The sequence below is a fragment of the Micromonospora sp. WMMD708 genome, assembly GCF_049315245.1.
GTDB classification, from domain to species: domain Bacteria; phylum Actinomycetota; class Actinomycetes; order Mycobacteriales; family Micromonosporaceae; genus Micromonospora; species Micromonospora wenchangensis.
The window spans coordinates 5,294,451-5,313,276 of record NZ_CP186060.1 but is presented as its reverse complement, the minus strand read 5'-3'; the positions used below and the strand labels follow the sequence as shown (position 1 = coordinate 5,313,276).

Annotated in this window: 15 protein-coding genes; 6 read left to right on the top strand and 9 right to left on the bottom strand. The window is 68.6% G+C overall.

Annotated elements, in window-relative coordinates; translation table 11 throughout:
- Positions 1-7: 7 nt before the first annotated feature.
- The 5 genes from ACN260_RS23290 to ACN260_RS23270 all read right to left on the bottom strand — a co-directional run bounded on the left by ACN260_RS23290 (position 8) and on the right by ACN260_RS23270 (position 7,906).
- Positions 8-1,144: a hypothetical protein gene (locus tag ACN260_RS23290; RefSeq protein ID WP_422753048.1), complete on the bottom strand. Its 1,137-nt coding sequence runs from the start codon at positions 1,142-1,144 to the stop codon at positions 8-10.
- Between the two features lie 129 nt (positions 1,145-1,273).
- Positions 1,274-3,358: a methyltransferase, FxLD system gene (gene fxlM, locus ACN260_RS23285; protein ID WP_422753047.1), complete on the bottom strand. Its 2,085-nt coding sequence runs from the start codon at positions 3,356-3,358 to the stop codon at positions 1,274-1,276.
- A 14-nt stretch (positions 3,359-3,372) separates the two neighbouring features.
- Entirely contained in the window at positions 3,373-4,635 is a 1,263-nt protein-coding gene (locus ACN260_RS23280; RefSeq protein WP_422753046.1) for a lanthionine synthetase C family protein, read from the bottom strand.
- Positions 4,632-7,661, bottom strand: coding sequence for a lantibiotic dehydratase (locus ACN260_RS23275; RefSeq protein ID WP_422753045.1), 3,030 nt, complete (start codon positions 7,659-7,661; stop codon positions 4,632-4,634). Before ACN260_RS23275 ends, ACN260_RS23280 begins: the two co-directional genes overlap by 4 nt.
- 110 nt (positions 7,662-7,771) lie before the next feature.
- On the bottom strand, positions 7,772-7,906 hold the full coding sequence (locus tag ACN260_RS23270) for an FxLD family lanthipeptide (RefSeq protein ID WP_282267781.1): 135 nt from the start codon (positions 7,904-7,906) through the stop codon (positions 7,772-7,774).
- Positions 7,907-8,191: 285 nt separating this feature from the next.
- Between ACN260_RS23270 and ACN260_RS23265 the strand changes: the two genes are divergently transcribed.
- Together ACN260_RS23265 and ACN260_RS23260 are read left to right on the top strand one after the other, a co-directional pair.
- Positions 8,192-9,547 carry a transcriptional regulator gene (locus ACN260_RS23265; RefSeq protein ID WP_422753044.1) on the top strand — a complete coding sequence of 452 codons (1,356 nt, stop codon included), beginning with the start codon at positions 8,192-8,194 and terminating at the stop codon, positions 9,545-9,547.
- A gap of 2 nt (positions 9,548-9,549) precedes the next feature.
- A complete protein-coding gene (locus tag ACN260_RS23260) occupies positions 9,550-10,257 on the top strand; it encodes an SDR family oxidoreductase (protein WP_422753043.1) in 708 nt (235 codons plus the stop codon).
- Between the two features lie 214 nt (positions 10,258-10,471).
- Here the strand turns inward: ACN260_RS23260 and ACN260_RS23255 are convergent, their stop codons facing one another.
- The 4 genes from ACN260_RS23255 to ACN260_RS23240 form a co-directional block, all read right to left on the bottom strand.
- A complete protein-coding gene (locus ACN260_RS23255) occupies positions 10,472-10,969 on the bottom strand; it encodes an NUDIX domain-containing protein (RefSeq protein ID WP_422753042.1) in 498 nt (165 codons plus the stop codon).
- A gap of 441 nt (positions 10,970-11,410) precedes the next feature.
- Positions 11,411-11,965 (bottom strand): HAD domain-containing protein, encoded by a 555-nt coding sequence (locus ACN260_RS23250; protein ID WP_372445874.1) that lies wholly within the window; start codon positions 11,963-11,965, stop codon positions 11,411-11,413.
- An 87-nt stretch (positions 11,966-12,052) separates the two neighbouring features.
- Positions 12,053-12,382: a hypothetical protein gene (locus ACN260_RS23245; protein ID WP_422753041.1), complete on the bottom strand. Its 330-nt coding sequence runs from the start codon at positions 12,380-12,382 to the stop codon at positions 12,053-12,055.
- A gap of 128 nt (positions 12,383-12,510) precedes the next feature.
- Entirely contained in the window at positions 12,511-13,485 is a 975-nt protein-coding gene (locus ACN260_RS23240; RefSeq protein WP_422753040.1) for a hypothetical protein, read from the bottom strand.
- A gap of 1,279 nt (positions 13,486-14,764) precedes the next feature.
- On the opposite strand from ACN260_RS23240, the gene ACN260_RS23235 reads away from it, so the two are divergent.
- The 4 genes from ACN260_RS23235 (at position 14,765) to ACN260_RS23220 (ending at position 18,788) form a co-directional block, all read left to right on the top strand.
- Positions 14,765-15,652, top strand: coding sequence for a replication-relaxation family protein (locus tag ACN260_RS23235; RefSeq protein WP_422753039.1), 888 nt, complete (start codon positions 14,765-14,767; stop codon positions 15,650-15,652).
- 384 nt (positions 15,653-16,036) lie between these two features.
- Positions 16,037-16,924 (top strand): DUF2637 domain-containing protein, encoded by an 888-nt coding sequence (locus ACN260_RS23230; RefSeq protein WP_422753038.1) that lies wholly within the window; start codon positions 16,037-16,039, stop codon positions 16,922-16,924.
- Positions 16,921-17,319, top strand: coding sequence for a hypothetical protein (locus tag ACN260_RS23225; protein ID WP_422753037.1), 399 nt, complete (start codon positions 16,921-16,923; stop codon positions 17,317-17,319). Before ACN260_RS23230 ends, ACN260_RS23225 begins: the two co-directional genes overlap by 4 nt.
- Positions 17,316-18,788 (top strand): tyrosine-type recombinase/integrase, encoded by a 1,473-nt coding sequence (locus tag ACN260_RS23220; RefSeq protein ID WP_422753036.1) that lies wholly within the window; start codon positions 17,316-17,318, stop codon positions 18,786-18,788. Before ACN260_RS23225 ends, ACN260_RS23220 begins: the two co-directional genes overlap by 4 nt.
- Positions 18,789-18,826: the final 38 nt, after the last annotated feature.

Sequence of the window (18,826 nt, the reverse complement as noted above, 5' to 3'; positions counted from 1 at the left end):
GCTCGTTTCATCGCAGCATCGACCGGGGTTGTCGTTCCCTTAATCGGTTCTGCTGGCAGGGTAGATGCCGTTGTATTGCGGTTCCAGCCACATCAAGTGCTGAGGAAAGCTGATCAACCGTTGCTGCTGGTAGGTGGCCCTGGCCTAAACCACTTGCCTCCATCAAAGCCCGCATCGTCCGTTCGCTTTCGGAGGTAACGGCCGGATGATTGATGAGGTCGCGCGCCGCGTTGGCGTCCTCGTCGTGGATAGCATCTGCGACCAACTGTTTGGTCAGGCTGTCTGCGGCAGCGGTTGGGACGTTCACCGCGAGATCCAGGGCCGTCAGTCCGAGGCGAACGTGGAACACGGTGAGACCGGTGGTTCGTGGTGTGGTCGACACTCGATCGATGAGGTCAGCGTGGTCGACGGGGGTGTGACCCGCAGCCAGGTCCAGCCAGGTCGTGAGGAGTCCATGCACCGCGTGCTCCCTCGGCGCTTCGATCTTCGTGGTCGTGAGGAGATCTGCTGCTGCCGGTCCTTCGTTCTGCAGTAGGTGGGCGACGATCGCGACCTGTCGTCCATCCATGAGGGTAGGTCCGACCCCGTCGTACCGGCGCACATGGTTCACGGCGTCGTCCCACCGTTCGGCGAGGACAAGGGCGCGGGTTCCGTCGGAGAGCAGGGTGCCGCGCAGCCAACCGATGATCTGATCGAGTTCTTCGGGGTCAGCGGGAAGTTGTCGAGGGTGTATCTCCAAGCCGTCCAGAACAGCGGGAGTGCCGCCGACGATTGCCGTGTACAGGTGGGTGAGGAGGCGGTATGCGCCGTTGCCGTCGCCTTCACGGATGCGTAGGCGTGCGAGGTTGACGACGGGTTCGAGAGCGAAGCGGGCCGTGTAGCCGTTCAGCGGGGCTTGGTTGAGGTAGAGGCTGGCGTGGCGGTGGCACCAGGCGCGGGCAAGGTCGGGGTCTCCGCAGTCGGAGGCGATGAGGGCGGCCCCGTTGAACACCATGGACGCCTTGTCCGGGTCGCCTTCGCGGTGTGCGGTTTCGGCGAGCCTGACGAGCCGGTCGACCCGAGCGTCCAGTGGTTTGGCGGGCGGTCGTTTGCGGGCGACGAGAGGGAATCGGGCGGCGACGGTGGCGGCAAGTGACGGAGTCATGGTGTCCTCATCTGCTGCGGAAGAGCCGCGTAGTGGCAACGAGGTGTGTCCAAGGCGTGCGGGACATCTCAGCTGCGCTCGTCCCACGGGGCCGGGGCGGGACAGGGCACCGCGCCGGTGTGGGTGCGGTCAGAAGGTGATCGTGAGGGTGGTGTCGGATCGGCTGATGTCATCGTGTCTGGCGGGTCGGGTTCCTGTGCGGTGGGCGGTGACGGTGGGTTGGTTGGGGCGGCCTGCGGCGTCCCATTGGTCGAGCAGGTTGGTCAGGTCGGTGGCGAGCGTGGTGGCGTCCGGGCCGTGGGCGATCGCGCCGAGTTCGTGGTGGCCGTTGCCCGCGTCTTGGAAGGCGAGGTAGGCGATGGTGCCGCCGTGGTAGATGGCGGCACCGGCCCACCGGTAGGCGGGGGTGACCAGTCCGTTGGTGCGGGCGGTGTCACCGACGCCAAGGCGGCCGAACGGCTTGTTGGCGTGGACGAGGAGCCACAGGTCGAGATGGCCGATGGGGTCGGCGTCGCTGACCTGGATGCCGGTCCAGCGTTCGAGCCGGGGGTGGCTCAGAGCCTTGGTGAGGGCGGCGCGGTCGGGCTGGTCGGTGGCGTCGAGTTTGAGGACCACGTCGGCGTCGAGGCGTACGTGGTGGTCGGTGTGTTCGGTGCTGCCGCGCATGGGGACGAATCCGCAGACCAGCGGCGTCGTGGCGCTCACCAGCATCGTGGGGCTGGTGCGGTCGAAGGCGAAGCATCGGGTCAGGCCGCTCTCGTGCACGCGCAGGGGCACGACGATGCGGCCGTGGTCGGCGAGTTGTTCCCACCAGGCGGCGGCGATGTCCCAGGCTCCGGCGGTGACGATGATCCGGTCGTAGGGCGCGTGGTCGGGGTCGCCGAGGGCTCCGTCGCCGCAGATCACCTTCACGGTGTCGTAGCCGGCGCGGTTGAGGCTGGCGCGGGCGCCGTCGGCGAGGTCCTGGTCGAGTTCGATGGTGACGACCGTGCCGCCGGGGCTGGTCAGCTCGGCGAGCAGGGCGGCGTTGATGCCGGTGGCCGCACCGATCTCCAGGACGCGGTGGCCGGGTTGTGGGGCGAGTTGTTCGAGCATGTCCGCGACGAGGCTGGGGCTCGACGCGGACGACAACGCGGCACCGCTCGGGTCCCGTTTGGTGACGATCTGGCGGCGGGTGTACACGGTTTCCAGGTCGACACCGGGGAGGAACCGCTCGCGGGGCACCGTACGGAATGCGTGCGCGACGGCGGCGGAGCGGATGTGGCCGCGCTGTTCGAGCGTGCTGGCGAGTTGTTCGCGCAGCGTCGCGGCACTGGAGGTTCCCGGTGCGGTGGGGGAAGTGTTCACTGCGTTGACCCTACTTCCGATCTTGGCGGCGGGCTGATAGCCGGATGGGGTGTCGAAGGGGTGGTGGAAGGTGACGTTCACGGCGGCCGTCGCGAGTAGCCAGGTGTCGGCGGTGGAGATGCCGAGCCGGTTGAACAGGAACAGGAGGTGGTGGGTCAGCACCTCGCGTAGATCGCGGGTCAGCGCGCCGTGCCGGTCGAGGAAGCCGAGGTCCGCGCCCGCGTGCTCGTGGGCTTGTGGCCATCGCGGGGTGACGGCCAGCGGGCTTGCGGCCGTGTCGTCGGCTGCGGTGATCAGGCGCTGCACCGCCGCGATGAGCCGTGGGGTTGGCGCGGGGGCGTTCGGCTGGTGCCGGCGGGAGGCGAGAAGCCGCCAGACGTCGCCCTGCTCGGAGAACTCCAGTCCGGCGGCGCGCATGAGGCGAGTGGCGAGCAGGACGCCGAGTTCACGCCGATGGGTGCCGCCGGTGGTGGCGAGATGGCCGAGGATGTGGCGACTGTCCGCGTGGAAGAGGGTGTGGGCGACCGTCATGGCCTGGTCCCCGCCGAAGGCGTACGCCTCGGGCCGGTAGACGGGCTCGGTGACACCGCGGATGCGGTCGTCGTCAGTGATGGCGGCGAGGAGGGCATAGACCTGGGCGAGCCGGTCGCCGGGCAGGAGCCGCAACCGCCACGTCTCGCTCTTACGGATGAACCAGAAGGCGGTGATCGCCCGATGCTCGTCCGCAGCGGTGAGCTCGGGGGCGAGCCGCGTCACGGCGAAATCCTCAGCGGTCTGCCAGTCCGAGAACGTCAGGTTCAGCTGGCGCCATCGGCTCACCGGTGCCACGCCTGGTGGCTCGGTGTCGGGTTCGGAATCGAGATCCACGATGCTCTCCTCGTCTAGTTGATCAGCAGGCTGGTGGCCCAGCAGATGTCGGTGCCGGTCGCGACGGTGTGCAGGGTGAGAGCGATTCCGGCGGGGCCGGTGATCAAGCCGGATCGTGCCGGGGTGGTGTCCGTGGCGTGCTGGATCAGCAGGCGCACGATCTGGGGCAGCTGTTTTTGGAGGCTGGTGGTGCGGGCGTCGGCGGCGGTGTACCAGGCCGTAGCGGCAAGTCCTGCCCAGCCGTGGCACAGCGACGGATCGACGATCCGGCTGAGTTGGAGGGGGTCGGCCAGGCAGCGGGTCAGGGCTTCTTCTGCCGCCTCTTGCCGGGCGGCGTCGTCGAGAGCGATTCCGGCCAGCTGCTGGGCGCGGGCGACTCCGGGGGTGCCGTAGCACCAGGACGGCCGCGCCGGTCCGCTCATGGAGGGTTTCCCGGCGTGCAACTCCGCGATGGTGATCTTCTCCGGCCACCACGGTCCCGCAGGGCTCGCCTGCTGCCAGGAGTCGAGCCACGTGCAGATCCGGCGGATCGCCTCCGCGTGTCCCGGCACTCGGATGTTCTGCCGCATGGCCAGGGCCAGGAGAGCCAGCGGGCCGGCGATGCCGTGCGCTAAGCCGACGTTGGCATGCCCGCCCTGCTCCGAACCTTCGCGGTCGGCGGGATCTGCGCTCCACCACCCCGGCGCGAGTCGACCCGCGGCGTCGTCGGTGGGCACCGGCTCGGTGAGTTGGACCAGGTACGCCAGCACCCGCCGGAGCAGAGGTCCGTCCGGGGCGCGGCGCAGCAGGTGGGCTCCCAGGCCGGTCAGCCCACGTACGAGGTCGAACTCCGACAGCGAGGGCCGGGCACGCGCCGCGAGGCGGGCCGTGGCAGCGGCCAGGCGGCGTTCCACCAGGTCATCGAGGGCATGATCAAGCGCGTCCAGGACTGCCGGGTGGGAGTGCGGCATGGCCATGGTCAGCGCGTGGGTGACAGCGGGTGCGCCGAACCAGAGTCCGGCTCCGCTGCCGTTGTTCAGCGTGTCAGCGGTCGCGCGTCGCAGCCAGGCATGGACCGGTTCCCACCCGCCGTGTCCGGTCTGCGCTCGCACCCCGTGCAGGAGTGCCACCCCGGCGGCACCCCGGGACAGCGACTGGGCGTACCAGCGGGTACTGCGTGGCCCGTAGTCGTCCGCCGCGAAATCCGGGGGCGGCGGCTCGGTCAGGGTGTCGGTGATGCACGCAGCCATCGCCTCGGCCGCCCGTAGCAACGGAGTCCTCAGCGGTACTCCGGTCATCGGGATGCTCCTACGGCGCGCACCCGGCGACGCACCGCCGCCAGCGCGACATGGCGTGCCAACCGATACGTGAGCTGCTCGGCGTCTTCGTCCGGGCCGAGAGCGCGAACAACGTGCAGGTGCATCAGCGACGCGAGCACCGAGGCAGGGGTGAGCGGGCCGGCGACGGCGGACAGTTCGGCTGCGTACCGGCTTGCGGCCCTGGAGCGTTCCTGCCACGCACGCTGGATGGGCTCGGGAAGTTCGCCCGGGTCGAGGGCGACCACTTGACGCAGCACGTCCCGCTGGACTGGTGCCTGCCTGGTCTGCTCGGGGCGCGCCACCAGCCACTCGCATGCGTCGGTGCGGCTGCCGAGCATCGAGGCGGCCAGGTCGACCATGCTCAGGGCGGTCAGTGCCTGCCGATCGATTCCAGACGCGGGCTGCGCTACCAGTTGGGCCAGGGCTGCGGTGGAGTCGGCGGCGAACAACTTCTCGGCCGCTGCCAGCGCGGTGCCGTAGCCGTAGCGACCGGACTCGGGATGGTAGGTGTCCAGGCTCCAATCGCCGGCAAGGCGCTGCTGTCGGAGCCCGGCGACCCACCGCCCGACCCGTACCGCCGCGTCACCGTAGTCATCGGTGTGCAGTCGTAGTCGAAGATGCGGGATGGGGCGTCGCAAGCGCACGAACCACCACAGTGGCGGCTCGGGCCAGTCGGCGAACAGCGCGGGCAGCCCTCGGGCCAAGACCATCTCCATCGTCGAAGGGTCGACGGCCACCGAAGCGGACAGCAGGCCACTGGCACCAGGTAGGAGCGGCTCGGGGGGAACGGGTGGCGGCCATGCGCTGCGCGCGGTAACCGCAGCCGGCGCGGCAGCGGGCGCAACCGTCGAGGCGACGGGCACGACGATGTCGTGGGCGCGGCCGGAGAGCCAACCGAAGTCCTTCGGACTCGCCGCGTCCACTACGGTGACCGGTCGGGCGCTGGCGTCCAGGTGGGCACGCAGCAGGGCCCGATCCATGGACTGATCGAGGTGGAGTCGAAGCCGCTGGTCACCGTTGCCGACCTGCACCCATGCCGGGAGCCGCAGCCTCGTCCGCAGTGCCTCCCAGGCCGTCGCCCATTCGCCATCGTTTGCGTTCGCACCGGGCAGGGACGTCGGATCGACGCGCCACCGGGCCGCCGTCAAGAGGACGCGGCTGTACCTCAGTGCGGGTCGAAACGGCAAGCAGGAAGCCGTACCCCAGTCGAACGGTTTCAGCCGGGCATCCGTGGCTCGCGGCAGTTCCAGGAGGAACCGGCCAAGCAGCGGCATCGTGTGTACGGCGGCAGCGTGCGCCACTGTCGGCTCCACCACCCGCCGCCGCGACATCGACACCAACACCAACCGATCCCGGCCGGCGGTCACACCGAGGTCGTCGAGGCCAATCACGTTCTCAGCCACGGGCCGGTGCTCGGCCATGCTGACCAGCCACGGAAGTACCTGCCGAGAGCTGAGCACGTTCTGGCTGTGTAGCTTGCGCGGCGGGAAGCTCAGTTGCACTGGCATGGCCCCGTCCACCGCGACCGGAAGGCGGGCGAGCTCCCGGCACATCAACTCCCGGTCGGCGTAGGGCAGCCCGTCGAGGAAGCGACCGCTCGTCGCCATCGCCGAGCGGCCCATGCCGGTCAACGCGACAGTGAACCGTCCCTGTGTCAGCGCCTCCAGCGAGACCGCGCGGACCTCTGCCGAGACGTCGACGTGAGGGCTAACAGGCCCGATGACTCGGCCAGCGCCGGCGAGCCATTCGACGGCCGCGTCATCGAGAACCACCTCACGAGCGCCATCGATCACCGCCTGCTGAGCCATCGCGAGCAGACGCTCGTCACGGCCGGACAGTGGTGCCGCAGGCGCGTTGCCCAAAGCGCCGAAGTGCTCTGGGAAGCCCAACCCGACGATCGGATCTACCAGCCGAGCGAGCGGCACCACCGCCGTCATCCCGTAGCGGTCGACGAACCGGGCACGGTACGCACGCCACTCGGGCCGCCCCGCCGGATCCGGCGTCAGCCGTCGCAGCACCTCCACCGATGCGGCAATCTCGGCGGCGACCTGCTCCGGCAGGGCGACCTGATCCGCGAGCTGAAGATCCACCGCGAGCGGCTGGGTGGCCGTCGCCACCCTACGCATGCGGTCGGCGAGCCCACGAAGGTACGTCGTGCTGCGAGCGCTGGTACCACCGAGACGACCATGCAGCGAGCGCAGTTCGGCCCGAAGGGCTCGCTGCCCCTCCGGATCACCGTCGAACACCGCATCGAGGGCGTCCAGGACATGCCTGATCGGGTCTGTGCGCGTCGATGGTGGTCGGAGAGCGGAGATCAACACGCCGTGGTCCACCAGGCCGGCAACCATCGCGTCAGCGGAAACGCGTGGGAAGCCCGGAAAGGCAGCAGCGACCGCGTCGACCAGCTCAGCCCACGGCAACGGGGAACGGGCGAGCGACACCGCCAGCCGTACCGCTGCGGTATTCCTCACCGAGGTCGACTCCGCACGTGCCGAGGCATGCGGCCGGCGCGCCACAACGATCCGAGGCCCGCTCACCAGCGCCAGGTTGTTCGCCTGCACCGGTAGACGGCGGCGCACGTCAGGCTCAGCTTCGAGATGCGCAATCAGGGACGCGAGCCAACTCGCGTCCGGCCGTACCCGAATCGCCAGCCGCCCTGCCGGCACCACCGCAGCCACCGCATCGAACCGCAGGGCCGCCACGCCCGAGAACAACCCGAAGGGCGTCGCACGCCGCTGCGCACGGACCAGGTACCGCGCCAACGCCAACGCCATCCGCCACCCTCGGTCCGGAGCAGTGCCTCCTATGGCGAGAACCGCTTCTACGCGAGCAGCGAACTCAGGGCTGGCGGCCCAAGCAGCCTCGGCCAAGCCGACCTTCTGCCACGTTGCTTGCAACCAGTCCCCGATACCGGAGGCATCACTCCGGTCCGGCCAAGGCACCGGGCCGTCGGGCCACGAGTGAGCGGCAATGCGGATCGTCGCGGCATCGACCGACCGAAACATGAGTCGCTCTCCTTCCGTCGCGAGGCGCTCCTGCGGGACATAGCTGGATAGGGGTGCCGGTTCCGGCAGGCACCGGGGGATCGCCTGCCGGAACCAGCGAGGATGATCGGTCAGCAGTCGCTGCCCCTCACGGTGTCGCAGCCGTCGTCCGTGTCGCCCAGTAAGGCGGCGGCAACCGGACCCTCCGTGACGATCTGCACGTCGAGCTCGAACGGGTCGTCGCTGACGGCGAGCAGGCTGTTCATGGCAACCTCCAATAGGACTGGGATGATGGGTGGGCAGGTAGCCCCCGCAGCTACCAGCACTGCGTCTTGTCCTGCCCGCCGTCACGCCCTCCCCGGCAGTGACGACGAGCAGGAGCCTCAGAAGCGCCAGACGACGCGATCCGGCAACCACAGCCAACCGTGCTACGAAGCGGTTGAACAGGTCCGGGGCGTAGTCTCGCCGTTGTCTCTCACCAGATCTTGGTCGTTGATCATCAGCGGATAAGCGGACGCGCATTACAGTGCTTAGGCATTGAGGAGGCAGCGATGGCGTCGCAGCTACCGGCATCCGATCGGGATCGGCTCATTCACCCGCTCAGCGTCGTGCGCGCTGCACGAGGGTGGACATACCAGGACGTGGTCAGTGCGATCGCGAAGCACAGCCGGAATATGGCCGCCCGGCGAGAGAAGGCGTGGCGTTGGGAGCACTGGGGAGTGGTCCCCGATCTCGAAAGCCAGCTCGCTCTCGCCGCAGTGCTCGACATTCCGCAGGAGCGCGTACGGGAGGCGCCATGGCCGCAGTGGCTTCCCGCCGGTGACCCGATCCCGACCTCCTTCGGATGGACCCAGTCGGGCGGACTGCAGACACTCGTCAACGCATTGGAGTACGCACACGTGGACCGCCGTGCCTTCATGAAGATCACAGGCGTGCCCCTGGTCGGCATCGCCGAAGCGTGGCTGACCATCGAACCCCGAGAACTCGTTGCCGTCCTGCGAGGCGGCCAGGTGACCGCTGACCTGGTCGAACGTATGGAAGAGGGTCTTCCGCGACTACGCTTCCTGGAGGCGACCCGAGGCGGTGATCAAGCCCGGGCCCTCATCCACGCCGAACTCGGCATGGTGGTGGATGTCCTCGACCGATCCGCCTACACGGCTGTGGTAGGTCAGCGACTGTACGCCTTGGCGGCAGAACTCGGCCGGATGGCCGGCTGGGCGTCGTTCGACGCTGGCCTGCACGCAGCGGCGCAGCGCTACTGGCTCGCCGCACTACACGCCGCACACGCCGCCGCCGACCGACTGCTGGGAGCCAACATCCTCAAATCGATGAGCCTGCAGTGCTACGAATTCGGCCGCCCCCGAGAGGCACTGGAGCTGGCGCGTAGCGCCCACGAGGGTGCCAACGGGGTGACCCCACGCGCCGCCGCGATGCTGGCGCTACGGGAGGCCAGGGCTCACGCAGCGATCGGCGACAGCGCGGCATGCGAACGTCTCCTCAAACAGGCCGACGTCGAGTTCGATCGCATAACATCGACCGACCCGGAGGCCGCCTATCTTGGGTACTTCGACGAATCCGAGTTCAACGCCCAGGTCGGGACTTGCTACCTGGATCTGGGCCGATCGCAAGAAGCCGACAGGTACTTCAGCCGAACGCTGCGGTTGGTTCCACCCACCAAGGTGCGCGACCGGGCCACGTACGTAATTCGCCGTGCGTCGGCGCAGACGCAACTCGGAGACGCCGACCACGCGGCATCGCTCGTCGCGGAGGCGATACCACTGATCCGTGAGGCCCCATCAGAACGGAACATGCGCCGCGTCGTTCGAGCACGGCAACGGCTCCCGTTCACCAAAGCCGACCCGCGTGCTCGCGCCCTCGATGACCAGCTCGCCACCCTGGGGGTCTGACCATGACTGACGACATCAAGGTCGCCGTAGTGACCGGCGCCAACCGAGGACTCGGCGCAGCCATCGCCCGCAACCTTGCCGAGCAAGGCCTGCACGTGGTGCTCGCTGGCCGAAACGAGTACTCCGTCGACCACGTGGTGTCCGACCTGACGAGGGACGGACTATCCGCCAGCGCACACCAACTCGACGTCAACGACCCGGCCAGCGTGGCGCGTGCCTTCGCCGACACCGCAAAGCGCCACGGCCGGCTGGACGTCCTGGTGAACAACGCCGGCATCGCCATCGACCGCGGCCAGACAGCGGCGAGCCCCGACTTCGAGCGGGTCCGCAGCGCCCTGGACACCAACCTCCTGGGCGCGTGGCGCTGCTGCGCCGCCGCCGTGCCGGAGATGAAGAAGAACGGCTACGGCCGCATCGTCAACGTCAGCAGCCACCTCGCCTCACTCGCCACCATGGGCGACACCAACGTCTCCTACCGCGTGTCCAAGGCGGCCCTCAACGCGCTGACCCGGGTCCTCGCGGCCGAACTGGACGGCACCGGCATCCTGGTCAACGCATGCTCACCGGGACGCATGAACACCAGATTGGCGTACGGAGAGACCGACCGGACGCCGAAGGAAGGTGCCGAAACACCCGTGTGGCTCGCCACCCTGCCACCCGACGGGCCGACCGGCGGCCTCTTCGCCGACGGCAAGCCAATCGACTGGTAGAAAACACCTGTGACCCATCGGCTGCTGCCGCCGCCGCGCCGCCTACTCCAGTCGGCCGCTCAAGAAGCTCGGTGAGTGAGTCGAGGTGGAACAGGCAGCAGTTGCTGATCGCTGTGTTGTCGACATCGTCTCCCCAGCGGGGCTCGGCGGCCTTCGGGAGCTTCGCTGTGTCCGACCTGCCAGGAGCGCCGCGTCCACGGCTCAATCCGGCCGACTACCTGGTTGAGACGGTGACTCCATCTTCGAGGTAGACGCCGCCATGCCCGATCGCGGCGACGGCTGCGGCAACCCGCCGAGCCAGCCGTGGGATCAACACCTCGTCCAGGCGTTCCGGCTCGACGAAGTCGAACCGGTCGAGTTCGTCCGGGCACAGTCGTATCGCCGTGATCTGGTCCGCTGTCAGTACGCCTCCGTCGAAGACGAACATGAGCCCGCCGTCCCAGGGTGGGTTCGCCGGTACCCAGTCGACGCACAGCAGCGTTCCCGTGGGCACTGGAAGGCCAAGTTCCTCCTGGATCTCGCGTACACAAGCATCTGCCGGGGACTCGTCCGGCTCCACCATTCCGCCGGGAATCTCCCACATGTCCTTGTAGGTCGGGTGGACCACCAGCACCCGGCCGACCTGGTCCCGGAGGATCACGCCGGCGGCAGCGCGGACCCGCGTCACGCTGGCGATGTAGGAGAGGTCGGGTTCGGTCTGTGTCTCGGCCACGCGACAGACCCTACGGGCTCGCCCCTGACGAATGGTGCGTTACCAAAGGAGGGATGCCCGAACCGCAGCGACTGGCCCCGCCCCTTGTAACCGCGATACGTCAGCCCCCAGCGGCACAGGGGCCGGGTATACCTCGGCGATTTTGCCGTCGCCGCACCGGTCGACGTCATGGCCGGCGGCGGCCAGCATCGACAGCAGCCCGGCGCCCCGGAAAGCGGCATGAGCGATGCGGTCCGCGGCCGAGCTGAGCGGAATGATGCCGGTCGTCTCGCGTACCACCTCGTCGGTCAACCGGTAGGCCAGACGACGCCGCCACACCAAGGTCATGGTTAACCAGGTCTTCGACTGAGCGGCGGGCCGTAGTCCTCGGTCGGCACACCAACGTGAGGTCTCCACGCTTGGGGCGCTGGACGCCACGTTGATCGTTTATCGGCGGTCGGGTCAGTTGGCTGGACCGCTCGACTCGCGGTGGCAGCCGATGTCGTGGTGGTGGTTCAGCCATCGGCGTACTGCCGTGAGGTCGATGTGGGTCAGTCCGCTGTGTGGGTCGACGTGGTGCAGGAGTGCCGGTTGTGGGTGGTGTGCGGCGACCCATCGCCGGTCAGCGTCGGTGGTTTCGTCGTCGAGCCAGACGAAGGGGCGTCCTGCCGCCCAGCGCAGCAACGGTCTGGTCTTCCAGTGCACTCCACGCGGTGGTTCCTCGTCGTCGTCGGGCCAGTCGATGATGGGGAGGGCGGGAAGACCGATCCGGGGTGCCACGACCTCGTTGGCTTCGGCCATCCAGGTGCTGGCCCAGGCCAGCTCACCTGGCAGGGCGAGGAGCCGTTGACCGTCGGCGGGATCGAGCCGGTCCAACAGAGGATTGCCGTGGCGGTCGGCACCGTCCGCCGCTGTGCCGCTCCAACGAGTACCGACCTGGTGCGGTCGGGCCCGTAGCGGGATCAGCACGCCGTCGATGTCGACAAAGATCAACGGTCGTCTGACGCTGGCGGGCACTGCGGAACCGTACCGCGACCGGCGGTCGGGGCCGCTGACGCCAGCGGTCGATGACCTTCAGCGGCCCGAGACGGCATGGGCGGATGTTCAGGCGAGGTCGTCGCCGCTGACCACCGGGCACCCGAACAGATCGCTGAGAACTGCCCGCTGATGGTCGGTCAACGGGTTGACGAAGACGGCCATGGCGACCGCGGCTGACCGGCATGCGTCGGCGACTTCGTGGGCCTTGCCCGAGCTGAGCAGGGTTCGCCGGGAGAACGGCGAGGTCATCTTGCTCGCACCGCCGCGGGAGATACCCCGTCTCTGGATCTGCCGGCCAACCACTCGTCCACCACGTGCTTCCACTGAAGCCGCCAGAAGGTCAAGTTTCGCCTCAACCTGTTTGTCCTTGGCGGAGAACAAGCCAACCAGCATCACGCCGGCACCTGCCAGCCGGATGCTTGGGTGCCCGGTTCGCCTTCCTGTCACTACGCAAGGTTACAAAGCCCCACCACCTCTCGGGCGGTCGTGGTGCCCGATCACGAGGTCCAGGTCATGGGAGTTCATCACTGGGCAAGCTGGCGGCAGGCATCCCGGTCGTGTGGCAGCCCGGCCTCCTTGAATACCAGCCCGCAGTTTCCGTTCTTCGGATCCCATAGCTGGTCGTTGATGACGAGAGCTCGAAGGAGCGCACGCTGGGAGTCGGTCAATGGCCGGCGCGGGCCGTGCGGCTCGGCGAAGGCAAAGCGCACCAGGGCGCCCCATCCGTCGTCGAATCCGGTCCAACCGTCCCGCCTGGCAACCTCGCAAGCGGCCGTTGCGATCGTGTCGAAGTCGGGCGCGACGCGGATCGCTGCGGGGACGAGTTCGAACTGGTGCAGACTTGGAGGCGGCGGCTCCGCCAGCGCGGCGAGGATCAGCTGTTGACTCCGTGGGTCGTCGTCGTGGACCAGCGCGGCCCGCAGGCTGACCGCGGGGTCTGGGTCGGAGAGTAGGTCGCGCAGATCCACGCCTAGCTGGCCGAGGCAACGGACCCAGAGGGCTCGCGGTCCGGGACCGTGTTGCAGCTGATCTCTGATGATGGCAGCGAGGTCCTCGCGCTGGTTAACCAGTGGCGCCATTTGGGCGATCGCCGTGAGCTGCTCCGCATAGAACAATGCGCGGCCGGACGCCGCCGTTTTCAACAGCGCCAGCACCACTGGGTATGCCGCTGCCACGGCATTGGCGACGTCGGGGAGTTTCTCGGCGAAGTGCGGGTTCCCCGCTAGGAAGGTTACGGACGAGGCTGCGTCACCCAGAAACTCTACGAGCGCATCGACCGTGTCCGGATGTGCCCGGCCTTCGCCGAGCAGGGCGGTCACGGCCCGGACGGCTGGCGCAGTCGCGGTCTCGGGGAAACCCTGATGCAGCACTGCGACCTGGAGATGATCCAGCGCCGTCTCACGGGCCTGGGCATCGCCGCACTCCAGGGCGCGCAGATGCTCCGGAGTGTCTGTCGCCCGGCCGTAGGCGTGCCGTAACTGCCACCAGTCAACCGTCATCATCGACTCTCCGCTTGAACGAGAAGACACCGATGATGGCGGGGACCGCTTCAACCCCACCACACGGTTAGCATCCGATCTTCGCATGATCGAGTGCATTCAACTCGGCATGAGAGGGTGGGTGAGCGTGATTTCGCCTGCTCGTGGATCTCGCCATCGGTGTGTGGGAGGTGTCGGGTAGGTGGTGCCCGATCAGGTCGAGGTCGGTCGGCTGAGCGCGCCTTCGCGCTGTAGGTGGGGTGCTGTCGGGGCGGGGCACGTCTGCGGGTCGGTCCTTGCTGTCGCTGTCCGGCATGCTGTTTTGGCCTGATGGGAAGCGGCGCCGTGGCTCTGGCTGGTCTGTCGGCGAGAGCACTGTCTCGCAATGTGAGACATCTGACCCGGCTGGTCAAGATTTTTCTGCTTGTTTCGGGCGTGGATTTGTGCCGCTGGGGTCCAGTGCGGGTTGGTGGGTGTCGGTGCGTCCGGCTGGGTCCGGAGACGTCGTGATCGGCTGCTGGTGATGCTGGTTGACAGGGTGCTGCCGGGGGAGGCGTACTGGTACGGACGTGACCGCGTGGCGGTCTGTCTGCCGGGTCTAATCGGCCAGGCTGGCGACGTTCCATGGAGGAGCGTCGCGGGTCGTTCGAGGCTCGGGGTAGGCGGATCGTCGTTGGTTTGAGTGGTAGGGGGTTCGCGATGAAGGATCTTTCTCCGGCGGATTGAGTCGACGCCCTACCGAGCCGTGATGTGGACGGCTCCCGGGCCTATGTCCCCCGCTGTGCCGTGTCGCCTGCCGACGCGGCGGTATGCCGCCCTGCTTCCGTAACTGCCGCGACCGCCCTTCTGGTGGTCGTGTCGGTCGTTGCTGTCCCCATCCGCTCTCGGGTCGACCGGATGCCCGGTCGGGTGTTGGTTGGCAAACCCACAGTGCGCTTCACCGTAGTCCGTCGCACTGGCTGCGGCTGCGTATCCCTGCGGCGTCGTGAGTGTCGTCGCGCATTTTCATTGTTTCCGATCAAGGAGTTGTTGTGTTCGTGGTTCATCTCCTCCTTATGCGCTCCGGCTTCGTGCCGGTGGCGGTGACAGATCCCGTTTCGGTGTCCGTTGCGGGGTCCGGGTTGGTGTCGGTGTTGAGGTCAGTCTTCAACCGGACGCCGGAACGGACCCCCTGCTCCGTCTCACACCGCTGGTCAGGTCGGCTGTCAGCCCTGCTGGCTTGTCCTGCGACAGACCCTGCGTGGTCTCGGGTCTCTCCCCCTGGGGCTGGCATTCCCTACAGGAGGGGAGGTGGTGACCGGTGGATGATCCGGTTCTTCGGGTCCAGTCCCAGCTGACCGCCCGTGACCGTGTGCTGTTGGGCTGGCTCTACGACCACGGTGTGTTGACGTCGTTCCAGATCGCGCATGCCTTGTTTCCGTCTCTGGATTTCTGTCAGCGGCGGTTGCGGACGTTGTACCGGTTGCGGTTGGTGGCGCGGTTCCGTCCGCAGCGCGCTGACGGCGGCTCGTACCCCTACCACTACGTCATCGACCAGCTCGGCGCGGAGGTCGTCGCGGCGGGCCGTGACGAGCGTCCGCCTCGGCGTGATCATGCCCGGGTGGAGCGGCGCCGTTGGACGTCCAGTCGCACCCTGGAGCACCGCCTGGGGGTGAACGGCTTCTTCACCGATCTCGCCGGCTACGCCCGCACCCATGCTGATGCCCGGTTGGGGGAGTGGTTGTCGGAGGCGGCGTGCCGGCGGTCGGGGGTGTTCACCCGGCCGGGGGATCCGGCTTTGGTGCGCGCCTACCAGCCCCGGGTCCGCCCGGACGGCTACGGGTTGTGGGTGGTGGGGGATGGGCGGGTGCCGTTCTTCGTGGAGTACGACACCGGTGGTGAGCCGTTGTCGGTGCTGGTCCACAAGCTGGTCGGTTACCGGGAGTGGTTCGCGGCGTTGGGGCGGGTGTGGCCGGTGTTGTTCTGGCTGCATTCCGCCGCCCGGGAACGCAACCTGCGCCGGATGTGGGCCGATACGCCGCCGCTGGTGCCGGTGGCTACCGGTGCCCGCGACCACGCCACCCTGGCGGGCCTGTGTCCCGCTGAGGCGGTGTGGGCGGTGGCCGGCGACGGCGGACAGCGGTCGACGCTGGCTGACCTGTCGGCCTGGGTCCTCGACGACCGTGACCCGGCCGGGGAGGCGGCATGACCGACGACACTTCCCCGGACCCCTTCATCGTGCGGCCGGCGTGTGCGACGACAGTCCCGGGGTCGTTCTGTCACCGGTCTGTCAGCGTCTCATCGGAGGCTGCTGACCGACCGGTGACAGCACCGGACAGTCCTGACAGCGAGCGGACGGAGGTATCGTCCCGGCGCCCGCGTGGCTGGTCCGCGGACCGGCCCTGGACCGGGCCTTCCATGGTCCTGGTCCGGTACGCGGGGACCGTCCGTCCGTTGGTCCGGTCCGCATGCGCGGGCGGACGGGGCGTGCTGGTGGTCCGGCCGGGGGAGGTGGTCGGCCACGACCGCACCCGGTGATCCGAACGCCGGTCCGGGACGGAGCCCGGTGGAGGGGTTCGTTCAGGTCGTGATCATGTTGGCGATTGGTGGGGCGGCGGGTGCGGCCAGCTTCACTCACGTCCACAACGTGGCCGCCGCTCACGGTCAGCCGGGGTGGTTGGCGTGGGCGGACGCGATCGTGCTGGAGCTGATGTCCATCGCCTCCGGCCTGGAACTGCGCCGCCGCAAACGAGCCCAGGTGTCGGCGGTGTTCCCGGCGGCGGTGTTGGCCTGCGCGGTGACGTTGTCGCTCGCGGCGCAGGTCGTGGAGGCCGAGCCGTCCCCGATCGGCTGGACCGCCGCGGCCGTGCCCGCGCTCGGGTTCCTGGTCATGGTCAAGATCGCCCTCGGCTACACCAACACCCCACCCGAACCCCCACCAGCCGGAACGCACCCGTCCACCGCCCGACCAGCGGACCAGCCCACCGCCACCGCAAGCCAGCTCCCGGCGGACCGCACCGACGCCCAGCCTACCCTGCCGACCGGGGACCGGCGTCTGCCCGCGCGGACCGTCCACGACACCAGCAACGACCACCCGCACACAGGACCGGACCACCCCCGGACCGGCGGACCGGTCCGCCGGCACCGGCCGTCGCGGCGTGGACCGTCCACCCACCCCACCGACACCGAAGTCCTGCTCCTGGTCGCCAGGCGCGCCCAGGAGGACCTCACCGCCGAAGGCCGGCCGCTGACCCGCGCCGCCCTGGCCACCGCGCTACGCGCCACCGGTCACACCGTGTCCAACACCCGCGCATCCCAGCTACTGAAGATCCTCAAAGCCGACCAACCCCCACCCACCGACCAGCAGACTCCCGAACCCGCCGACCGCAGCACCCCGTCGACAGCACCGGAACCCGCCACGCCTACGGCCACGCGTACCTCTGCACCGCTTCCACCGCAGTCAGGAGACCTCACCCCATGAACGCCCACACCACCCCGAACCATGACACCCAACCGACCAGCCCACCCCCGTCTACCAACGTGCCGTGGACCGTCGAGCGGATCCGCGCGCTCGGCGCCGCCACCACCCTGCCCACCGCTGCGGCGGTCCTGGGTATCAGCCGGTCCCAGGCCTACCGGCTCGCCGCCACCGACACCTTCCCCACACCACTGATCCGCGCCGGGACCCGCATCATCGTCCCCGTCACCGGCCTCCTCCGACTCCTCCTCCTCGACCACCCCACCCCGAACCCCCACGAGAGCCGGCGACTTGATCCCGGCGTGGTGTCGAGCGTGGATGCAACGACCCCGCCACCAGCGGACTACACCCACCACCGCTGGCGGCACCACGTCGAGCACCCCGGAGACGACCAGTGAAAGGCTCCATCTTCAAACGCTGCGGCTGCCGCGACACCACCACCGGCCGCCGCCTGGGACGCTCATGCCCCGATCTGCGCCGGCCCGGCGGCGGATGGTCCCGCAACCACGGCCAATGGCACTGGCAGATCGAAATCCCCGCCCGCAACGACGGCACCCGCCGCACACTGCGCCACGGTCCCTACCCCACCCAAACCGACGCCGACACCACCCTCGACCGCATCCGCGCCGCCCTCGCCGTCCCCGACCCCACCGACCCCCACGCCATGGTCAAGACCGGCGACCTCATCGAGACCGCTGTCAAGACCGGCGCACCCGTACCCACCCCCGACCAGGTCCGCCGCACCCTGCACCTGGACATCACCCCCACCGAACTCCCCACCATGGCCGACTACCTGACCGACTGGCTCGCCGGACGGAAGAACATCAAGAAAGGCACCCTGCGCTCCTACGAAGGACACATCCGCCTCTACCTGATCCCGCACCTCGGCCACCTACGCATCGACCGGCTCCGCCCCGGCCACATCGACGCCATGTACGAAGCCATCGCCGAACGCAACACCACCATCACCACCCTGCGCGCCAGCCCCAACCCCGCGAAACGCGACCAGGTCAAAAACCAGCGGATCGTCGGCCCGAGGACGATGCACGTCATCCACGCCACCCTCCGCAAGGCCCTCAACGACGCGATGCGCCGCCACCGCTACCTCGACATCAACCCCGCCCTCCTGATCGAGCTACCCACCGCCCGAGCACCCAAGCCCACCATCTGGACCGACCAACGCATCCGCACCTGGCGCGACACCGGCAAGACCCCCAGCCCGGTCATGATCTGGACCCCCGAACACACCGGCAGATTCCTCGACCACACCCACGACGCGAACGACCGCCTCTACGCCCTCTACCACCTCATCACCTTCACCGGCCTGCGCCGAGGCGAAGCCTGCGGACTGCACTGGGACGACCTCGACCTCGACGCCAAAACCCTCACCGTCCGCTGGCAACTCGTCCAACAAGGCTGGGCCACCACCATCGACACCCCCAAAACCACCGACAGTGAAGCCACCATCGCCCTCGACACCGAAACCACCACCGTCCTCCGCGCCCACCGCGCCCAACAGAACCGCGAACGCCTCGCCGCCGGAGCAGCCTGGACCCGGACCGGACTAGTGTTCACCACCCCCACCGGCGGGCGGCTCCACCCTGCCGACGTCACCGACCACTTCCACCACCTCGCCACCCAAGCCGGACTACCACCCATCCGACTCCACGACCTCCGCCACGGCGCCGCAACCATGGGACTCGCCGCCGGCGTCCAGATGAAAGTCATCTCCAACCGGCTACGCCACTCCAGCCCACACTTCACCGCCACGTTCTACGGCGCTGTCCTCCCCGAACTCTCACACGCCGCAGCCGAAGCAACCGCCGCCATCGTCCCCCGCCGCGGTAGCACCGCAAGGCCGGCATAGTTCGCAGTTTCGCCTCCAGCAGTCGCGTAGGGCCGGTC